Here is a 16,634-nt window from a genome sequence, read left to right on the forward strand (position 1 = left end):
TCGGAACGGCCCTGAGGGAATCCTCGGGGCCGTTCCGCGTTTCTGGGCAGGAACTGGGCTTTGGCCGTGCCTCCGTCCGCGGACACGACCGGGAATCTCAGCGGTGTCCCGGGCCCCGCCAGAAGCTGAACACCCGGCCGATCCGTGAGGATCGGCCAGACGTTCTCGCATATCACGAGCGGTGGCAACGGGATTTGACCCCGCAGGGGGCGTAAACCCGCACACGCTTTCGAGGTCTGCGACCCTCTGGCGCGATGAAGGATGGGTGTTCGCCTCGCCGACCGGTGACGCAATCCACCAGGCGACGGACTACGACGAGTGGAAGCGGCTGCTCAAGCTGGCCGGTGTGCGGGACGGCCGGCTGCACGACGCCCGGCATACCGCCGCCACCGTCCTCCTGGTCCTCGGCGTCCCGGGCCGTGCCGTGATGGGCATCATGGGCTGGTCGAACTCGGCGATGGCTGCCTGCAACCAGCACATGACCGATCATGTGCGCCGCGACATCGCGCAGCAGCTTGGCGGACTGCTCTGGGGCGACCCGCCTCGCCGGCCGGGCGAGAGCAGCGGCGGGCCGCCGGCCGAGCAGCCGGAGCAGGGCAACTGAGACCAGGAATGAGACCAGAGCGACCGTATAGACGACTCAGGGCCGGTCCCCGTGGGGGCCGGCCCTGTCGTATTTCCTGCTCAGAAGAGCGGAGGATACGAGATTCGAACTCGTGAGGGTGTGAACCCAACACGCTTTCCAAGCGTGCGCCCTAGGCCTCTAGGCGAATCCTCCGCGAGCCAGGATACAGGTCTCCGTCGGGTGGGCCACCCCACCACCCCCTGAAGATCGACGCGGGGTCGGGTAGGCTTGGCGTCACCTCCCGTGCGGCGGTATCTCGTGAACCTCCCCAGGGCCGGAAGGCAGCAAGGATAAGCGAGCTCTGCCGGGTGCACGGGAGGCCTTTCTGTCTCCGGGTGCCGGTAACGTCCCTGCGGGTCAGGTCACGGGGTGGTGGGTGGTCACCCGAGCCCGACCGGCGCAGAATGGCTCGGTCGAGAGGAGGCGGTACGGGTGGCACTGGCCCTTTACCGCAAGTACCGGCCCCGTACGTTTGCCGAGGTCATCGGTCAGGAGCACGTCACCGAGCCGCTGTCTCAGGCGCTGCGCAGCGGGCGGTTGAACCACGCGTACCTCTTCTCCGGCCCCCGGGGCTGCGGCAAGACCTCCAGCGCCCGGATCCTGGCCCGCTCGCTCAACTGCGAGCAGGGTCCGACCCCCGAACCCTGCGGGCAGTGTGAGTCCTGCCGCTCGCTGGCGACCGACGGCTCCGGCTCGATCGACGTCATCGAGATCGACGCGGCCAGCCACGGCGGCGTCGACGACGCCCGGGAGCTCCGGGAGAAGGCGTTCTTCGCGCCGGCCCGCAGCCGCTTCAAGATCTATGTGATCGACGAGGCGCACATGGTCTCGTCGGCCGGCTTCAACGCCCTGCTCAAGCTGGTCGAGGAGCCCCCGGAGTTCGTCAAGTTCATCTTCGCCACCACCGAGCCGGAGAAGGTCCTCGGCACGATCAAGTCACGGACCCACCACTACCCGTTCCGGCTGATCCCGCCGAAGGTGCTCCGGCCGTACCTCGAGCAGCTCTGTGAGGCCGAGGGGGCCAGGGTCGAGCCGGCGGTCTTCCCGCTGGTGGTGCGCGCTGGCGGCGGCAGCGCCCGGGACAGCCTCTCCGTGCTCGACCAGCTCATCGCGGGCGCCGGCCCGGAGGGGGTCAGCTACGGCCGGGCCGCCGCACTGCTCGGCGTCACCGACTCCGCGTTGATCGACGAGATGTGCGACGCCATCGCCGCCGGGGACGGCGCCGCCGCGTACGCCACCGTGGACCGGGTCGCCGAGGCCGGCCACGACCCCCGCCGGTTCGCCTCCGACCTGCTGGAACGGCTCCGTGACCTGATTGTCATGCAGCAGGTGCCGGACGCCGCCGCCAAGGGCCTGATCGACGGCCCGGACGACCAGATCGAGCGGATGGCCGCCCAGGCCCAGCGGCTCGGCCCGGCCACCCTGTCCCGCTGCGCGGACATCGTGCACAACGGCCTGGTGGAGATGCGTGGCACCACCGCCCCGCGGCTGCTGCTGGAGCTGATCTGCGCCCGGATGCTGCTGCCCGGCGTGGACGATTCGTCCGGCGGCCTGCTCCAGCGCCTGGAACGGATGGAACGCCGGCTCACCGTGGGCGGTGCCGAGCTGCCGTCGGCCGCCGCCGGCCCCGCGCCGGTCGCCCCCGCCCCCGAGGTACGCCAGGAGTCTCCCGCCCCGGCCGCGGCTGCCGCCGCGCCTCACCCGGAGACCGCCGGCACGCCGGCGGCTGCCGGTGCCCCGACCGGCATGGCCGCCGCGCGCGCCGCTGCCGCGGCCGCCGGTTCCCGTCCCGCCCCGGCCGGCTCGGGCCCGGCCACGGGTTCCGGGTCCGCGCCGGCTGTCCCGAGCCCGGCCGCTGATTCCCGTCCAGCCCCGGCCGCCCCGGTGTCGGTCGACGCCGCGGCCGGCCCGGTGCCCGGTGCCCCGGCCCGCCGTCCCGTGCCGCCGTCGGCGGTGATGCCCGATCCGGCCACCCCGGAGCCGCCGCGTCCCGGCTCGGCCCCGGCCGGCGCGCTGGACGCCGTCGCCGTACGCCGGGTCTGGCCCGAGGTGGTCGGCAAGGTCAACCGCACCAACAAGCGGATCGCGGCGTTGATGCGCGACGCGGTGGTCCGCGACCTGGACGGCGACACCCTGGTGCTGACCGTGAAGTCGACGGTGCTGGCCAAGATGATGGCCGACCACGCCGCGGTGCTGACCGACGCGCTCTACGAGGAACTGGGCGGCCGCTGGCAGATCCGTTGCGAAGTGGCCGGCGAGCGGGGTGCCGCGACCCTCGGTGGCCCGGCCCGTTCCGCCGCCCCGCCCCGACCGGCCGCAACCGGTCCGTCGAACGGCCCGGCCGGCTCGACCGGTGATTCGGCGGGCCAGGGCGGCGGGGGTGGCGCTAGTCGTGGCGGTGCCTCGGCCCGCCCCGTCGCGCCCGGTCACGCCCGGACGGATGCCGGTGGTGCCCCGAACGGTTCGGCGCGGACGAGCGGTCCCGCCGCCCGGGCGGCGGGAGGCGGTGGGGCCGACGCCCCGGCCGACGACGAGGAGTGGCCCGAACCGGCCCGACCGGGTGGCAGCGCCGACGGGGGTGGGGACTGGCCGGAGCCGGCCCGCCCCGGCGGTGCCGCGACCGGCTCGAACGACGCGACCGGCTCGAACGACTGGCCGGAGCCGGCCCGGCCGGGCGGGGCCACGGCGACCGTGACGGCGGCTCCCGCCGTACCCGGTCCGGCTGGTCCCCCCTCGCCGAGCTCGACCGCCGGGTCGACGGCGGCGGCGCCGCGCCCCGCGGCGGGCGGGACCGGCGGCGCGCCGGTGAGCAGCGCGATCGCGGCGGCCCGGGCGGCCGCGGCGGCCGCCACGGCCGGTGGGCCGGGCAAGGGGCCGCGCGCGGCCCAGGCGCGGCAGACCGCTGACGCCGAGTGGGCCGGCGAGCCGCCCTACGACCCGGACTACGACGGGCCGGTCCCGGCCGGCGCCGCGAAGGCGACCCCCGTCTACGAGGGCTTCGACCCGGGCGACGAGCCGCTGGACGACGTGATCGACGAGCGGACCGCCCGGCAGTCCAGCGAGGAGCAGGCGGTGCGGCTGCTCCGGGAGGCGTTCGGAGCGGAGAAGATCGACGAGGTGGACGCGCGCTGAGCGCGCACCGACCGCGGAGGACCTGTGCCGCCGCCCGACTAGGCTGGGCGCGGCCGATCAGACGAGTGTGAGAAGGAGCCATCCGTGCGCCCAGGTGGACAGCCGAACATGCAGCAGATGCTGAAGCAGGCGCAGAAGATGCAGCAGCAGATCGCCAAGGCTCAGGCCGAGCTGGCCGAGGCGGAGCTGACCGGCACCGCGGGCGGTGGACTGGTCACCGCCACCGTCGCCGGCACCGGTGAGCTGAAGGCGATCAAGATCGACCCGAAGGCGGTCGACCCGGAGGACGTGGAGACCCTGGAGGACCTGGTCGTCGCGGCCGTGCACAACGCCGCCGAGGCGGCGCGGGAGCTGACCGAGAAGACGATGGGCCCGGTCACGGGTGGGATGGGCGGCCTCGGCCTGCCCGGGTTCTGAGCCGGCAGATGTACGAGGGTGCCATCCAGGATCTGATCGACGAGCTGGGCCGGCTGCCCGGCGTTGGCCCAAAGAGCGCCCAGCGGATCGCCTTCCACGTCCTGTCGGCGGATCCGGCCGACGTGAACCGGCTGGCGGGTGCGCTGCGCAAGGTCAAGGAGCTGGTGCGGTTCTGTACCAGCTGCTTCAACGTGGCCGAGTCGGAGCAGTGCCGGATCTGCCGCGACCCGAGGCGTACCGACGAGGTGCTCTGCGTGGTCGAGGAGCCGAAGGACGTGGTGGCGATCGAGCGGACCGGTGAGTTCCGCGGCCGCTACCACGTGCTCGGTGGCGCGATCAACCCGCTGGAGGGGATCGGGCCGGACAACCTGCGGATCCGGGAGCTGATGACCCGGCTGGGCGGTGGCGCGGTCCGTGAGCTGATCCTCGCCACCGACCCGAACACGGAGGGCGAGGCGACCGCGACGTACCTGGCCCTGATGGTCAAGCCGATGGGGATCGCGGTGACCCGACTGGCCAGCGGCCTGCCGGTCGGCGGCGACCTCGAGTACGCCGACGAGATCACCCTGGGCCGGGCGTTCGAGGGCCGCCGGGCGGTCTGAGCGCCCGTACCGGGCACGGGGAGGCGGCGACGGGGTCGTCCGTCCCGCGACGCCTCCTCCGTGCCGGGGACGGCGACGATCCCGTAACCGGAATGTGAGACGAGTGCCGTTCGCCACGGGCTCGGCAGATCGGCCGAGGGTGGCGCGTTCTGCGTGATTTGTCCGATCCTCGCACCCGCTCATTGCTGTGACAGTCCTGTTTGTCGCGAGATCAGTCCCTGTCAGACCCGCGGCTTGGTGTCGGCTTGATAGCGATTGCCTAACGGACGTTCCGCTTCTGTGTGTCGTGTCATAGCCTCCCGCACACGGACCGAGTCACAACTCGGCGCGGTCATGCGCATGACAGAGGTGAGAGATGCAGGCGAGCAGGCTTAAAGCGGCGGTGGCCCTGACGGCCGCAGCCGCTCTGGCGGTCGGGGCGTCCGGCTGCGCCAAGAGCGAGCGCGACGGGAGCGGTGAAGCCAAGACCGGCGGCACCTTCGTCTTTGCGGGTGCCGGTGATCCGAAGAACTTCGACCCGATCTTCAACGACGACGGCGAGACATTCCGTCCGGTCCGGCAGATGTACGAAACCCTCATCCAGAACAAGCCGGGCACGGCCGACCTGGAAGGCGCCCTGGCCGAGAGCTGGGAGCACGACGCCGAGGGCAAGGTGTGGACCTTCCACCTCCGCAAGGGCGTCAAGTTCCACGACGGCAGCGCCTTCAACGCCGCCGCGGTCTGCTTCAACTTCGACCGCTGGTACAACATGAAGGGCGCTGCGGCGCAGTCGCAGATGCTCTACTACATGGACGTCTTCGGCGGCTTCGCGAACAACGAGAGCCCGGACGCCGGTAAGGCGCTCTACAACAAGTGCGACGCGTCGGACGAGAACACCGCCGTCATCACCATGAACGAGTACAAGGGTGCCTTCCCCGGCGCCTTCGCGCTGACCTCGCTGTCGATCGCCAGCCCGGACGCGCTGAAGAAGTACGACGCCGACACGGTCAAGCAGAACGGCGACTCCTTCGAGTACAGCGCGTTCGCCAACGAGCACCCGGTCGGCACCGGCCCGTTCACCTTCGGTGGCTGGGACAAGGCGAAGAACGAGATCACCCTGAACCGGAACGCCGACTACTGGGGCGAGAAGGCCAAGGTCGACAAGGTGATCATCAAGGTCATCGAGGACGAGAACACCCGCAAGCAGGAGCTGCGGGCGGGCACCGTCCAGGGCATCGACTTCCCGGCCCCGGCGGACCGGAGAGCGCTGGAGAGTGAGGGCTTCAACGTCATCAACCGCCCGGCGTTCAACATCCTCTACCTCGGCATCAACCAGAAGAACCCGAAGCTGAAGGACCTGCGGGTGCGCCAGGCGATCGCCTACGCCCTCAACCGCGAGCAGCTCGTCCAGACCAAGGGCCCGGGCGGCACCAAGGTCGCCGACGAGCTGATGCCGGACACCGTGCTCGGCTACGCCCCGGACGTGCAGAAGTACGAGTACAACCCGGACAAGGCCAAGCAGCTGCTCAAGGAGGCCGGCGCCGAGGGGCTGACCCTCAACTTCTACTACCCGACCGATGTCTCCCGGCCGTACATGCCGAACCCGCAGGAGATCTTCACCGTCCTCGCCAACGACCTGCAGGCCGTCGGCATCAAGGTCAACGGTGTGGCCCGCCCGTGGAACGGTGGCTACAAGGACGACGTGCAGCAGTTCGGCAAGCACGACCTGCACATCCTCGGCTGGACCGGTGACTACAACGACCCGGGCAACTTCGTGGGCACGTTCTTCGGTCGGGCCAAGACCGAGTTCGGTGACGCGGCGATGACCGACATGTTCGACGCCATCACCAAGGCCGACGGCACGGTCGACGAGGCCGGCAAGAAGGCCGCCTGGGAGCAGGTCAACCGCGACATCGCCGCCAAGTGGCTGCCGGCCGTGCCGATCTGGCACGCCCCGCCGGCCATCGTGGTCACCAAGGACGTCAAGGGCCTGGTGGCCAGCCCGCTGACCGACGAGCGCTTCGACACGGTCAGCGTCGGCTGACACCGCAACTGACGCCGTACGTGGAATCGGCCCGGGCCGGGCTTCCCCGGCCCGGGCCGACCCGCAGTTACCGAGAATCTGGTGTGTGAGAGATGTTGCGAGTCATAGTCCGCCGCCTGCTTCAGTTGGTGGTGACCCTGATGGCGCTGTCGGCGCTGATCTTCATCTGGCTGCGGAATCTGCCCGGCGGCCCGGTCGAGGCGCTGCTCGGTGAGCGGGCCACCCCGGAGCGCCGAGTGCTGCTGACCAAGGCGCTCGGTTATGACCAGCCGATCCTGGTGCAGTACGGCAAGTTCATGCAGCGGGTTATCACCGGCGACTTCGGCAACTCCATCCGGACCGGTGACCCGGTCACCGAGGTGATCGGACGGGCCTTCCCGGCCACCATCGAGCTGGCCCTGGCCGCCATGATCATCGCGATCGGCCTCGGCGTCCCGCTCGGCTACCTCGCCGCCCGGTACAAGGGCCGCCTGCTGGACAACCTGAGCATCGCCGGCACCCTGCTCGGCATCTCGATCCCGATCTTCTTCCTGGGCTACCTGCTCAAGGACGTCTTCACCCAGAACATCCACTGGTTCCCGCCCTCCGGGCGACTCAGCACCGGCCTGGAGAACACCAACGTCACCGGTTTCTTCGTGCTCGACGGCCTGCTCACCCGGGAGTTCGACGCCACCGCCGACGCGCTGTGGCACCTGATCCTGCCGGCGCTCACCCTGGCCACCATCCCGCTGGCGGTGATCGTCCGGATGACCCGGGCCAGCGTGCTGGACGTGCTCAACGAGGACTACGTGCGCACGGCCGAGGCGAAGGGCCTGCGGCACAAGACCATCCGGGGCCGTCACATCCTGCGCAACGCCCTCCTGCCGGTGGTCACCACCATCGGCCTGCAGACCGGCGCGCTGCTCTCCGGCGCGGTGCTGACCGAGAAGGTCTACAACTGGGGCGGCCTGGGCACGCTGATCACCAACTCGATCAGCGGCGGCCGCGACTACCCGGTGCTCCAGGCGCTGATTCTGCTGGCCGCGATGGTCTTCGTGGTGGTCAACCTGCTGGTCGACCTCTCCTACGCCGTCATCGACCCGAGGGTGCGTGTGCGATGAGCGACCCGATCACCCGGCCCGGAGTGGCCACCCCGCGCGACGGCGCGGACACACCCACCACCGGAGAACGGCCTGCGGGCGCGACCGAGCGCGGCATCGGCCGGCTCGGCGACCGGAAGAAGGCGCGGCTGGACGAGCTGGCCCGGGCCAGCGCCGACCAGGGCGGCGTGAGCCTCATCCGGGACGCGATCCGCCGGCTGCGGCGCAACCCGGTGGCCATGTTCGGCGCGGCCATCGTCGCGGTGTTCATCCTGGTGGCGATCTTCGCGCCGCTGCTCGCGCCGCACGATCCGGCGCAGCGCTTCGCCGAGCTGACCAAGAATCTCACCGTCGACAACATTCCCGGAGCCACGGACGGGTTCCCGCTCGGCTCGGATCCGCTCGGCCGGGACTTCATGTCCCGCCTGATCTACGGCAGCCGGCAGACCCTCTTCGTCGGCGTACTCGCCACGCTGATCGGGCTGTCCCTGGGGGCACTGATCGGTGCGCTCGCCGGTGCCTTCGGCGGCTGGGTCGACAACATCCTGATGCGGGTGACCGACGTGATGCTGGCCCTGCCGGCCCTGCTGCTGGCGATCAGCCTGGTCGCCATGGCCAGCAGGTCGAGCCAGTGGACGGTGATCCTGGCGGTGGCCATCGTCAACGTGCCGATCTTCGCCCGGCTGCTGCGCGGCTCGATGCTGGCGCAGCGGGAAAGCGACCACGTGCTGGCCGCCCGTGCGCTCGGGGTGAAGCAGGGGTCCATCGTGCTGCGGCACATGCTGCCCAACGCGATGACCGCGGTGATCGTGCAGGCCACGCTGACCCTCTCCACCGCCATCCTGGAGGCCGCCTCGCTCTCCTTCCTCGGTCTCGGCGACGCGGACATCAACCGGGCCGAGTGGGGCCTGATGCTCGGTGTGGACGGCGTCCGCTACTTCGAGGTGCGGCCCGAGCTGGCCTACTACCCGGCGTTGGCGATCATCGTGGTCGCGCTCGGCTTCACCCTGCTGGGTGAGGGGATGCGCGAGGCGATCGACCCGAAGAACCGGCGGTGACGGCGATGCGGCGGAGCGACGCGACCAGCAAGGACCGGCGAGCGCGAGGAGTGAGCTTGCGAGCCCCGCAGTCGCGAGCGAAGGATCAGCATCGGCGAGCGCGAGGAGTGAGCTTGCGAGCCCCGCAGTCGCGAGCGAAGGATCAGCACCGTGAGGAAGTGACCCGATGAGCCTGCTCGACGTACGCGATCTGAGCGTGGTGTTCCAGCGTCGCGGTGAACGGTCGTTCACCGCGGTCGACAAGGTCAGCTTCAGCGTGGAACCGGGGCAGACCGTGGGCCTGGTCGGCGAGTCCGGCTGCGGCAAGAGCGTCACCAGCCTGGCGATCATGGGCCTGCTGCCCAAGCGGGGCAACAAGGTCACCGGCGAGGTGATGTTCGACGGCACCGACCTGCTCCGGCTTCGCTCGAACGACATGCGGGACCGGCGCGGCCGGGACATCGGCATGATCTTCCAGGACCCGCTCTCCTCGCTGAACCCGGTCGTGCCGATCGGCCTGCAGGTGGCCGAGGTGCTGGAGCGGCACCGGGGCATGGAGCGCAAGGCGGCGCTGAAGGAGGCCCGGGAACTGCTCGACGCGGTCGGCATCCCGGACCCGGGCCGGCGGCTGAAGGAGTACCCGCACCAGATCTCCGGCGGCATGCGACAGCGGGCGCTGATCGCCATCGCGCTGGCCTGCAAGCCGCGGTTGCTGATCGCCGACGAGCCGACCACCGCGCTGGACGTGACCATCCAGGCGCAGATCCTCACCCTGCTCAAGCAACTCGTCGACGAGACCGGCACCGCGCTGATCATGATCACGCACGACCTGGGCGTGGTGGCCGGCCTCTGCGACACGGTCAACGTGCTCTACGGCGGCAAGGTGGTCGAGCGGGCCGCCCGACACGAGTTGTTCGCCCGGCCGCGGCACCCGTACACCCACGGGCTGCTCAGTTCCGTGCCGCGACTGGACGCGCCCCGGGGCGAGCGGCTGCACGCCATCCGCGGCTCGGTCGCCGACAACATCCCGTGGGTCGAGGGGTGCGCGTTCGCACCGCGCTGCGACCGGGTGGTGGACGCCTGCCTGGAGGGCACGCCCCCGCTCGAACCCACCGCCACCCGCGGCGACCTGCGCTGCAACAACCCCGTTTCCGAGGAGGTGGCGGTGCCGTGACCGAGCGGACCGGACCACTGGTCGAACTGCGCGACGTAAAGGTCCACTTCCCGATCAAGAGCGGCGTGCTCTTCGACCGTACGGTCGGCTACGTCTACGCCGTCGACGGCGTCTCGCTGTCGATCAACAAGGGTGAGACGTACGGCCTGGTGGGCGAATCGGGGTGTGGCAAGTCGACGCTCGGTCGGGGCCTGCTGCGACTCGTCGAGCCGACCGACGGGGAGATCGTCTTCGACGGCACCGACGTCCGCTCGCTCAAGGGCGAGTCGATGCGCCGGACCCGCCGCCGGATGCAGATGATCTTTCAGGATCCGCTGTCCAGCCTCGACCCCCGGCAGTCCGTGGAGTCGCTGCTCGTCGAGGGGCTGAAGGCGCACGGGCTGGCCGGCGACAAGGCGGCCACCGCCAAGCGACTCCGGGAGGCCCTGGAGGCGGTCGGGCTGCCAGCTTCGGCGCTGAGCAAGTACCCGCACGAATTCTCCGGCGGCCAGCGGCAGCGGATCGGCATCGCCCGCGCGCTGGTGCTCGACCCGGACCTCATCGTCGCCGACGAGCCGGTGTCCGCGCTGGACGTGTCGATCCAGGCGCAGGTGCTCAACCTGCTGGAGGATCTGCAGAACGAGCGGGGCCTGACGTACCTGATCATCGCGCACGACCTGGCGGTGGTCCGGCACATCGCCGACACGGTCGGGGTGATGTACCTCGGTGGGCTGGTGGAGGAGGCGTCCAGCGACGACCTCTACCGCGAGCCGATGCACCCGTACACCAAGGCGCTGATGTCGGCGGTGCCGGTGCCGGATCCGACGGTCGAGGACCGCCGGGAACGGATCCTGCTCGCCGGCGACCTGCCGTCGCCGAGCAACCCGCCGGCCGGATGCCGGTTCCACACCCGCTGCCCCTGGGCTCAGCCGACCCGCTGTGCGGACGAGCGTCCGGCGCTGCGCGAGGTGACCGGCGGGCACCGGGTGGCCTGCCACTACGCCGAGCAGATCGCCGACGGCAAGATCCGGCCGCACGAGGTGGAGCCGGAACTGGTCCGGCCGGACGAGGGTGCCCCGCCGGTCGACCCCGGTGAGCTGATCCCGACCCCGTGAGCACCGGCCCGGGGCCCCTGCCCAGAGATCGCGGGCAGGGGCCCCGGCCTGTCTCAGCCCTCCGGACGGTTGAGCAGGGCGACCGCCATGGTGTGTACGGCGTCCAGGCCGACCGGGTCGGCCAGCGGCACCCGCCCACCGGTCACCGCGTACCACTCGTCGGCGTCCTTGTACTGCACGCGCAGGGTGACCTGGCCGTCCGCGTACCCGGTGCACAGGGTCAGCTCGCCGGTCACCACGCCGACCTCGTCGGTCATCACCCCGCCGGGGCCGGCCGTGATGTCGCTGACCCGCTGCTGCGCGCCCGCACCCGCCGGGGCGCCGCCGGGCGGGGCGGTGTCGGCGGACATGCCCGCCCCCGGGACCTCGGCGACGGCGGGCGGGGTGCCGTCGACCGACATCCCGGCCGACGTGGGGCCTGGCACCGCTTCTTCACTCATGCCGGCACTCCGCTTCGCTGCGTGCCGGTATGAGGCACGACCGCACCGCATCGATGATTCGCTCGCTGACGCCTGCTCATGCCGGCACTCCGCTTCGCTGCGTGCCGGCACGAGGGCACCACCGCACCGCATTGATGATTCGCTCGCTGACGCTCGCTCATAGGCAGCTCTCCAACATGTCGGTTAGGGCGGCCTTCTCGTCACTGGTCACGGTCAGCCGCCAGTAGTGCTTGACCGTTATCCAGTCCGTGGCATACCGGCACCAGTACGACCGGTTTGCCGGCTTCCACTTGGACGGATCCTGATCACCCTTTGCCCGGTTGGAGCGCGCGGAAACCGCCACCAGCTGCGGCCGGGTCAGGTCGTTGGCGAAGTCGCCGCGCTTCGAGTCGTCCCACTGGTCCGCGCCGGAGCGCCAGGCGTTGGCCAGCGGCACCACGTGGTCGATGTCGACCAGGGCCGGATCGTTGAGAACCTGCCCGTCGTACACGCTCTCCCAGCTGCCGCCGACCACGTTGCACCCGGAGACCTGGATGTTCTTGCCGTCCTTCTGCAGCACGCTGTCCCGCACGTCGCAGTTCTTGCCGGTCTTGCGCCAATGCGGAAAGTGGTTTCGGCTGTAGCCCTTCATGGACGCGGCGGCGGCCACGGTCAGTTCGCCGAGTTGCTTGGTGGCAGTTCCGGCGTTGCTCGTCGTCGGCTCCGGCTCGTCGACCACCGGCGCGCAGCCGGCCAGGCCGACGGCGAGCGCCGCGGCGACTGCGGCCACAACTCCGGCGCGGACTCCTGATCTCGTACGCACAGACGGCACCTCTCCAGCTTGCGTGCTCCGGGCGAGTCCGCACAGTACCCCCGGGGCGGTTTCCGTTATTCGTGGCGTCGGCAGTGGAGTGCGGGCAGAGTTGATACCCATGACCGCACCCGCGCACCCGCCCGCGCTCCGGTTGGGCACCGCCGCCGGTCGGGGCACCCTGCTCGCCACGATCCTCGCCTCCGGCATGGTGTTCCTGGACAGCACGGTGGTCAACGTGGCGTTGCCCCGGCTCGGCGCGGAGCTGAAGGCCAACGTTGCCGATCTCCAGTGGACGGTGAACGGCTACCTGCTGATGCTGGCCGCGTTCGTGCTGCTCGGCGGCGCGCTCGGCGACCGGTTCGGCCGCCGGCGGATCTTCCTGCTCGGCGTGGCCTGGTTCGCGGCGGCGTCGGTGCTCTGCGGACTGTCCCAGGGGACCGGCTGGCTGATCGTGGCCCGGTTCCTCCAGGGCGCCGGCGGGGCGCTGCTCACCCCCGGCTCGCTCTCCGTGCTCCAGGCCAGCTTCCACCGGGACGACCGGGGGAAGGCGATCGGCACCTGGTCCGGACTGTCCGGGGTCTCCACCGCCCTCGGCCCGCTCCTCGGCGGGTGGCTGATCGACGCGCTCTCCTGGCGGTGGATCTTCTTCATCAACCTGCCGCTGGCCGTCGCGGTGGTGCTCGCCACGCTGCGCTGGGTGCCGGAGAGCCGGGACGTGGCCGCCTCGCGTACCGGGGCGAAGCGGCGGTTCGACGTGGTCGGTGCGCTGCTCGGCGCGCTGGGCCTCGGCGGGGTCACGTACGCGCTGATCGACGCGCCGCGCGGCGGGCGGTCCCCGGCGGTGCTGTTGTCGGTGCTGGTCGGGGTGCTCGCCACGGTCGCCTTCGTGCTGGTCGAGCGGCGTCGCGGCGAGGCGGCCATGCTACCCGCCAAGCTGTTCGGCAGCCGGCTCTTCTCGGTGCTGAACGTCTTCACCGTGGTCGTGTACGCGGCGCTCGGCGGGTTCACCTTCTTCCTCTCCGTCTATCTCCAGAACGGGATCGGCTGGTCGGCGCTGCTCACCGGGCTGGCCACCGTGCCGATGACGCTGCTGCTGCTGGTCGGCTCGCCCCGGGCCGGGGCGCTGTCGGCCAAGATCGGCCCACGGCTGCCGCTGACCGTCGGGCCGGTGATCGCCGCGGGTGGCCTGCTGCTGCTGCGCCGGATCGGGCCGGGGGCGTCGTACTGGGTGGATGTGCTACCCGGGGTGGCCCTGTTCGGCGCGGGCCTGACCCTGGTGGTGGCGCCGCTGACCACGTCGGTGCTGTCCGCGGTGGCGGACCGGTTCGCCGGGGTGGCCAGCGGCTTCAACAACGCCGCCTCGCGGGCCGGCGGCCTGTTGGCGGTCGCCGCGCTGCCGCTGCTGGTCGGTCTCTCCGGCACCGGCTACGAGCAGAAGGCGACCCTGGGCCACGCGTTCCGCGGAGCGCTGCTCTGGTGCGCGGGCCTGCTGCTGGTCGGCGCCGCCCTGGCCGCAACGCTAATACACCGCCCGAAAGGAAGGGCCCCTTCTTAACGTCTCCGGTAGAGGAAGGGTCCCCTGTCAACACCGAGGCGTTAACAGAGGACCCTTCCTTACGTGCTCAGGCGCGGGCGCGGTTGACGGCGCTGGTGACCGCCTTCACCGAGGCGGTCACGATGTTCGCGTCCACCCCGGCGCCCCAGACCGTGCGACCGTCCACCTCGCACTCGACGTACGCCGCGGCGTGCGCGTCGCCGCCGGAGGAGAGCGCGTGCTCGTGGTAGTCGAGCACACGTACCGACACGCCCAGGGCCTGCAGCGCGCTGACGTACGCGTCGATCGGGCCGTTGCCGACCGCGGCCAGCTCGTGGGACCGGCCGTCGAAGCCGACCTGGACCTCGATCTCGACCTTGCCGTCCGCTGTGCCGATGGTGTAGTCGGCCACCGTGACCGCCGGGTCGACCTGGTGGTCGGCCAGGTAGTTGCGGGCGAAGATCTCCCACATGGTCGCCGGCTCGACCTCGCCGCCGTCGTGGTCGGTGACCTGCTGGACCACGCCGGAGAACTCGATCTGGAGCCGGCGCGGCAGGTCGAGCTGGTATTCGGTCTTCATGATGTACGCGACGCCGCCCTTGCCGGACTGCGAGTTGACCCGGATGACCGCCTCATAGGTGCGGCCCAGGTCCTTCGGGTCGATCGGCAGGTAGGGCACGGCCCAGGTGAAGTCGTCGACCGGCACGCCGGCCGCCGCGGCGTCGGCGTGCAGGGCGTCGAAGCCCTTCTTGATCGCGTCCTGGTGCGAGCCGGAGAAGGCGGTGTAGACCAGGTCGCCCGCGTACGGGTGGCGTTCGTGCACCGGGAGCTGGTTGCAGTATTCGACCGCCCGCCTGATCTCGTCGATGTTCGAGAAGTCGATCATCGGGTCGATGCCCTGGGAGAAGAGGTTGAGGCCCAGGGTGACCAGGTCGACGTTGCCGGTCCGCTCGCCGTTGCCGAACAGGCAGCCCTCGATCCGGTCCGCGCCGGCCAGCAGGCCCAGCTCGGCGGCGGCCACGCCGGTGCCCCGGTCGTTGTGCGGGTGCAGGCTCAGCACCAGGCTGTCCCGCCGGGGCAGGCGCCGGTGCATCCACTCGATCGAGTCGGCGTACACGTTCGGCATGGCCATCTCGACGGTGGCCGGCAGGTTCACGATCAGCTTCCGGTCCGGGGTCGGGTCGACCACCTCGATGACCTTGGCGCAGACCTCCAGCGCGTACTCCAGCTCGGTGCCCGTGTACGACTCCGGCGAGTACTCGTAGTGGATGTCGGTGTCGGGGGTGTGGATCTCCGCGTACTTCTGGCAGAGCCGGGCGCCCTGGGCGGCGATGTCGGTGATGCCGTCCCGGTCCAGGCCGAAGACCACCCGCCGCTGGAGGGTCGAGGTGGAGTTGTAGAAGTGCACGATGGCCCGCCGGGCGCCGCGCAGCGACTCGAAGGTCCGGTCGATCAGGTGTTCCCGGCACTGGGTGAGCACCTGGATGGTGACGTCCTCGGGGATCAGGTCCTGCTCGATCAGCTGCCGGACGAAGTCGTAGTCGGTCTGGCTGGCCGAGGGGAAGCCGACCTCGATCTCCTTGTAGCCCAGCTGCACGAGCAGCTGGAACATCCGGCGCTTGCGCTCCGGCGACATCGGGTCGATCAGCGCCTGGTTGCCGTCGCGGAGGTCCACTGCGCACCAGCGCGGGGCGGCCTCGACCCGGCGGGTCGGCCAGGTGCGGTCCGGCAGGTCGAGGCGGAACTGCTGGTGGTAGGGCAGGTAGCGGTGGACCGGCATCCGGCTGGGGCGCTGCCGGGCGATCGGATCGGTTTGATCGGTCTCAGCGTCAGTGACGGGTTGAGCCATCTCGGAGTGCTCCCTGGGAACATGTGGCGTCAGCAGATCGGAAGGTGTCGGCGAGATGCCGGGCGACATTGCCGGGCGGGCCGAGGAGAAGTTCGGATTGCTGGACGGCGCGGTTCAACTCCGCGACGAGGTGCCGGCCGGTCAGGCCTCGTCGCGGCAGCCAAGGAGAAGGTACGCCTGCCACATGACGTAGCCACACTACGTCCGTGAATTGACGGGTGAGAAGGAATGCCCGGATTATGGGACCCGAGTCACCGGCTGCGGCCGGGACGCCGGTTCGTCAGTGGAGGAGCAGGGCGTCGAGGGGGTGGCGGCGGCGCAGGCCGGTCTCCCGGGTGCGCAGCTCCGCCGGAAGGGAGTACGGGTCGCCGAGGCGGCCGACGGCGGCCACCACCAGTGGCCGGATCCCGGCCGGCAGGCCCAGCTCGGCGGTGAGGCCGGCCCGGTCGAAGTGGGTGAGCTGGTGCACGTGCAGGCCGAGCGCGGTGGCCTGCACCGTCAGGTGGGCGATCGACTGGCCCAGGTCGTAGGCCGCCTGCTCCGGCTCGCCGCCGGTGTGCGCGCCGACCACCAGCGCGGAGGCGTGCCGCGCCCAGCGCTGGTCGCTTTCCGTGAGGCTGACCAGGATCCGCTTCCAGGTCTCGTCCTGCCGGTGGCCCAGCGCGAACCGCCACGGTTGCGCGTTACCCGCCGAGGGCGCCCAGCGGGCGGCTTCGAGCAGGGAGTCCGCCTCGTCGCCGGCGAGTTCCGCGTCCGGGTCGAAGGACCGGGGACTCCAGCGGAAGGCGAGCAGCGGGGTGAGGTCAGCCATGGCTAGAGCGTCCCGGATGGGCCT

Annotated in this window: 14 protein-coding genes, 1 tRNA gene, 1 other RNA gene and 1 pseudogene; 12 read left to right on the forward strand and 5 right to left on the reverse strand. The window is 70.9% G+C overall.

What is annotated here, in order from left to right; all coding sequences use genetic code 11:
• Window positions 1-235: 235 nt before the first annotated feature.
• Window positions 236-604, forward strand: a pseudogene (locus ACIRG9_RS25350) (tyrosine-type recombinase/integrase); the annotation flags it as partial.
• 89 nt (window positions 605-693) lie between these two features.
• Here the strand turns inward: ACIRG9_RS25350 and ACIRG9_RS25355 are convergent.
• Window positions 694-778: transfer RNA gene (locus tag ACIRG9_RS25355), tRNA-Ser, on the reverse strand.
• Window positions 779-860: 82 nt separating this feature from the next.
• Here ACIRG9_RS25355 and ffs point away from each other — a divergent pair.
• From ffs to ACIRG9_RS25400, 9 genes are all read left to right on the forward strand, one after another.
• An RNA gene (gene ffs / locus ACIRG9_RS25360) (signal recognition particle sRNA small type) lies at window positions 861-950 on the forward strand.
• Between the two features lie 107 nt (window positions 951-1,057).
• Window positions 1,058-3,757 (forward strand): DNA polymerase III subunit gamma and tau, encoded by a 2,700-nt coding sequence (locus tag ACIRG9_RS25365; protein ID WP_402860687.1) that lies wholly within the window; start codon window positions 1,058-1,060, stop codon window positions 3,755-3,757.
• Window positions 3,758-3,865: 108 nt separating this feature from the next.
• Window positions 3,866-4,174, forward strand: coding sequence for a YbaB/EbfC family nucleoid-associated protein (locus ACIRG9_RS25370; protein ID WP_402861103.1), 309 nt, complete (start codon window positions 3,866-3,868; stop codon window positions 4,172-4,174).
• 8 nt (window positions 4,175-4,182) lie between these two features.
• Entirely contained in the window at window positions 4,183-4,776 is a 594-nt protein-coding gene (gene recR / locus ACIRG9_RS25375) for a recombination mediator RecR (protein ID WP_402860690.1), read from the forward strand.
• A gap of 355 nt (window positions 4,777-5,131) precedes the next feature.
• Window positions 5,132-6,799, forward strand: coding sequence for an ABC transporter substrate-binding protein (locus ACIRG9_RS25380; RefSeq protein ID WP_402860693.1), 1,668 nt, complete (start codon window positions 5,132-5,134; stop codon window positions 6,797-6,799).
• A gap of 92 nt (window positions 6,800-6,891) precedes the next feature.
• A complete protein-coding gene (locus tag ACIRG9_RS25385; RefSeq protein WP_402860696.1) occupies window positions 6,892-7,899 on the forward strand; it encodes an ABC transporter permease in 1,008 nt (335 codons plus the stop codon).
• Window positions 7,896-8,936 carry an ABC transporter permease gene (locus ACIRG9_RS25390; RefSeq protein ID WP_402860699.1) on the forward strand — a complete coding sequence of 347 codons (1,041 nt, stop codon included), beginning with the start codon at window positions 7,896-7,898 and terminating at the stop codon, window positions 8,934-8,936. Before ACIRG9_RS25385 ends, ACIRG9_RS25390 begins: the two co-directional genes overlap by 4 nt.
• Before the next feature lie 166 nt (window positions 8,937-9,102).
• Window positions 9,103-10,089 carry an ABC transporter ATP-binding protein gene (locus ACIRG9_RS25395; RefSeq protein ID WP_402860702.1) on the forward strand — a complete coding sequence of 329 codons (987 nt, stop codon included), beginning with the start codon at window positions 9,103-9,105 and terminating at the stop codon, window positions 10,087-10,089.
• Window positions 10,086-11,183, forward strand: coding sequence for an ABC transporter ATP-binding protein (locus ACIRG9_RS25400; RefSeq protein ID WP_402860705.1), 1,098 nt, complete (start codon window positions 10,086-10,088; stop codon window positions 11,181-11,183). The genes ACIRG9_RS25395 and ACIRG9_RS25400 overlap by 4 nt, the downstream gene beginning before the upstream one ends.
• 53 nt (window positions 11,184-11,236) lie before the next feature.
• Here ACIRG9_RS25400 and ACIRG9_RS25405 read toward each other — a convergent pair whose 3' ends face one another.
• Both ACIRG9_RS25405 and ACIRG9_RS25410 read right to left on the reverse strand, forming a co-directional pair.
• Complete coding sequence (locus ACIRG9_RS25405) at window positions 11,237-11,623, reverse strand: hypothetical protein (RefSeq protein ID WP_402860708.1); 387 nt, start codon at window positions 11,621-11,623, stop codon at window positions 11,237-11,239.
• Window positions 11,624-11,780: 157 nt separating this feature from the next.
• On the reverse strand, window positions 11,781-12,425 hold the full coding sequence (locus ACIRG9_RS25410; protein WP_402860711.1) for an HNH endonuclease family protein: 645 nt from the start codon (window positions 12,423-12,425) through the stop codon (window positions 11,781-11,783).
• Window positions 12,426-12,534: 109 nt separating this feature from the next.
• On the opposite strand from ACIRG9_RS25410, the gene ACIRG9_RS25415 reads away from it, so the two are divergent.
• Window positions 12,535-13,971, forward strand: coding sequence for an MFS transporter (locus ACIRG9_RS25415; protein WP_402860714.1), 1,437 nt, complete (start codon window positions 12,535-12,537; stop codon window positions 13,969-13,971).
• A 67-nt stretch (window positions 13,972-14,038) separates the two neighbouring features.
• On the opposite strand, the gene leuA is transcribed toward ACIRG9_RS25415, so the two are convergent.
• Window positions 14,039-15,799, reverse strand: a complete 1,761-nt coding sequence (gene leuA / locus ACIRG9_RS25420; protein ID WP_402860717.1) for a 2-isopropylmalate synthase — start codon at window positions 15,797-15,799, stop codon at window positions 14,039-14,041.
• Between the two features lie 55 nt (window positions 15,800-15,854).
• On the opposite strand from leuA, the gene ACIRG9_RS25425 reads away from it, so the two are divergent.
• Complete coding sequence (locus ACIRG9_RS25425) at window positions 15,855-15,992, forward strand: hypothetical protein (protein ID WP_402860720.1); 138 nt, start codon at window positions 15,855-15,857, stop codon at window positions 15,990-15,992.
• Window positions 15,993-16,079: 87 nt separating this feature from the next.
• Here the strand turns inward: ACIRG9_RS25425 and ACIRG9_RS25430 are convergent, their stop codons facing one another.
• A complete protein-coding gene (locus ACIRG9_RS25430; protein ID WP_402860723.1) occupies window positions 16,080-16,610 on the reverse strand; it encodes a nitroreductase family protein in 531 nt (176 codons plus the stop codon).
• Between the last annotated feature and the right edge of the window lie 24 nt (window positions 16,611-16,634).

Source organism: Micromonospora sp. NPDC093277 (assembly GCF_044765245.1).
Lineage (GTDB): Bacteria > Actinomycetota > Actinomycetes > Mycobacteriales > Micromonosporaceae > Micromonospora.

Excerpts from the sequence above, each read along its gene's own strand:
- ACIRG9_RS25370 (WP_402861103.1), top strand. The coding sequence starts at position 3,866 with ATGCAGCAGATGCTGAAGCAGGCGCAGAAGATGCAGCAGCAGATCGCC.
- recR (WP_402860690.1), top strand. The coding sequence starts at position 4,183 with ATGTACGAGGGTGCCATCCAGGATCTGATCGACGAGCTGGGCCGGCTG.
- ACIRG9_RS25380 (WP_402860693.1), top strand. The coding sequence starts at position 5,132 with ATGCAGGCGAGCAGGCTTAAAGCGGCGGTGGCCCTGACGGCCGCAGCC.
- ACIRG9_RS25385 (WP_402860696.1), top strand. The coding sequence starts at position 6,892 with ATGTTGCGAGTCATAGTCCGCCGCCTGCTTCAGTTGGTGGTGACCCTG.
- ACIRG9_RS25390 (WP_402860699.1), top strand. The coding sequence starts at position 7,896 with ATGAGCGACCCGATCACCCGGCCCGGAGTGGCCACCCCGCGCGACGGC.
- ACIRG9_RS25395 (WP_402860702.1), top strand. The coding sequence starts at position 9,103 with ATGAGCCTGCTCGACGTACGCGATCTGAGCGTGGTGTTCCAGCGTCGC.
- ACIRG9_RS25405 (WP_402860708.1), bottom strand. The coding sequence starts at position 11,623 with ATGAGTGAAGAAGCGGTGCCAGGCCCCACGTCGGCCGGGATGTCGGTC.
- ACIRG9_RS25415 (WP_402860714.1), top strand. The coding sequence starts at position 12,535 with ATGACCGCACCCGCGCACCCGCCCGCGCTCCGGTTGGGCACCGCCGCC.
- leuA (WP_402860717.1), bottom strand. The coding sequence starts at position 15,799 with ATGGCTCAACCCGTCACTGACGCTGAGACCGATCAAACCGATCCGATC.
- ACIRG9_RS25425 (WP_402860720.1), top strand. The coding sequence starts at position 15,855 with ATGCCGGGCGACATTGCCGGGCGGGCCGAGGAGAAGTTCGGATTGCTG.
- ACIRG9_RS25430 (WP_402860723.1), bottom strand. The coding sequence starts at position 16,610 with ATGGCTGACCTCACCCCGCTGCTCGCCTTCCGCTGGAGTCCCCGGTCC.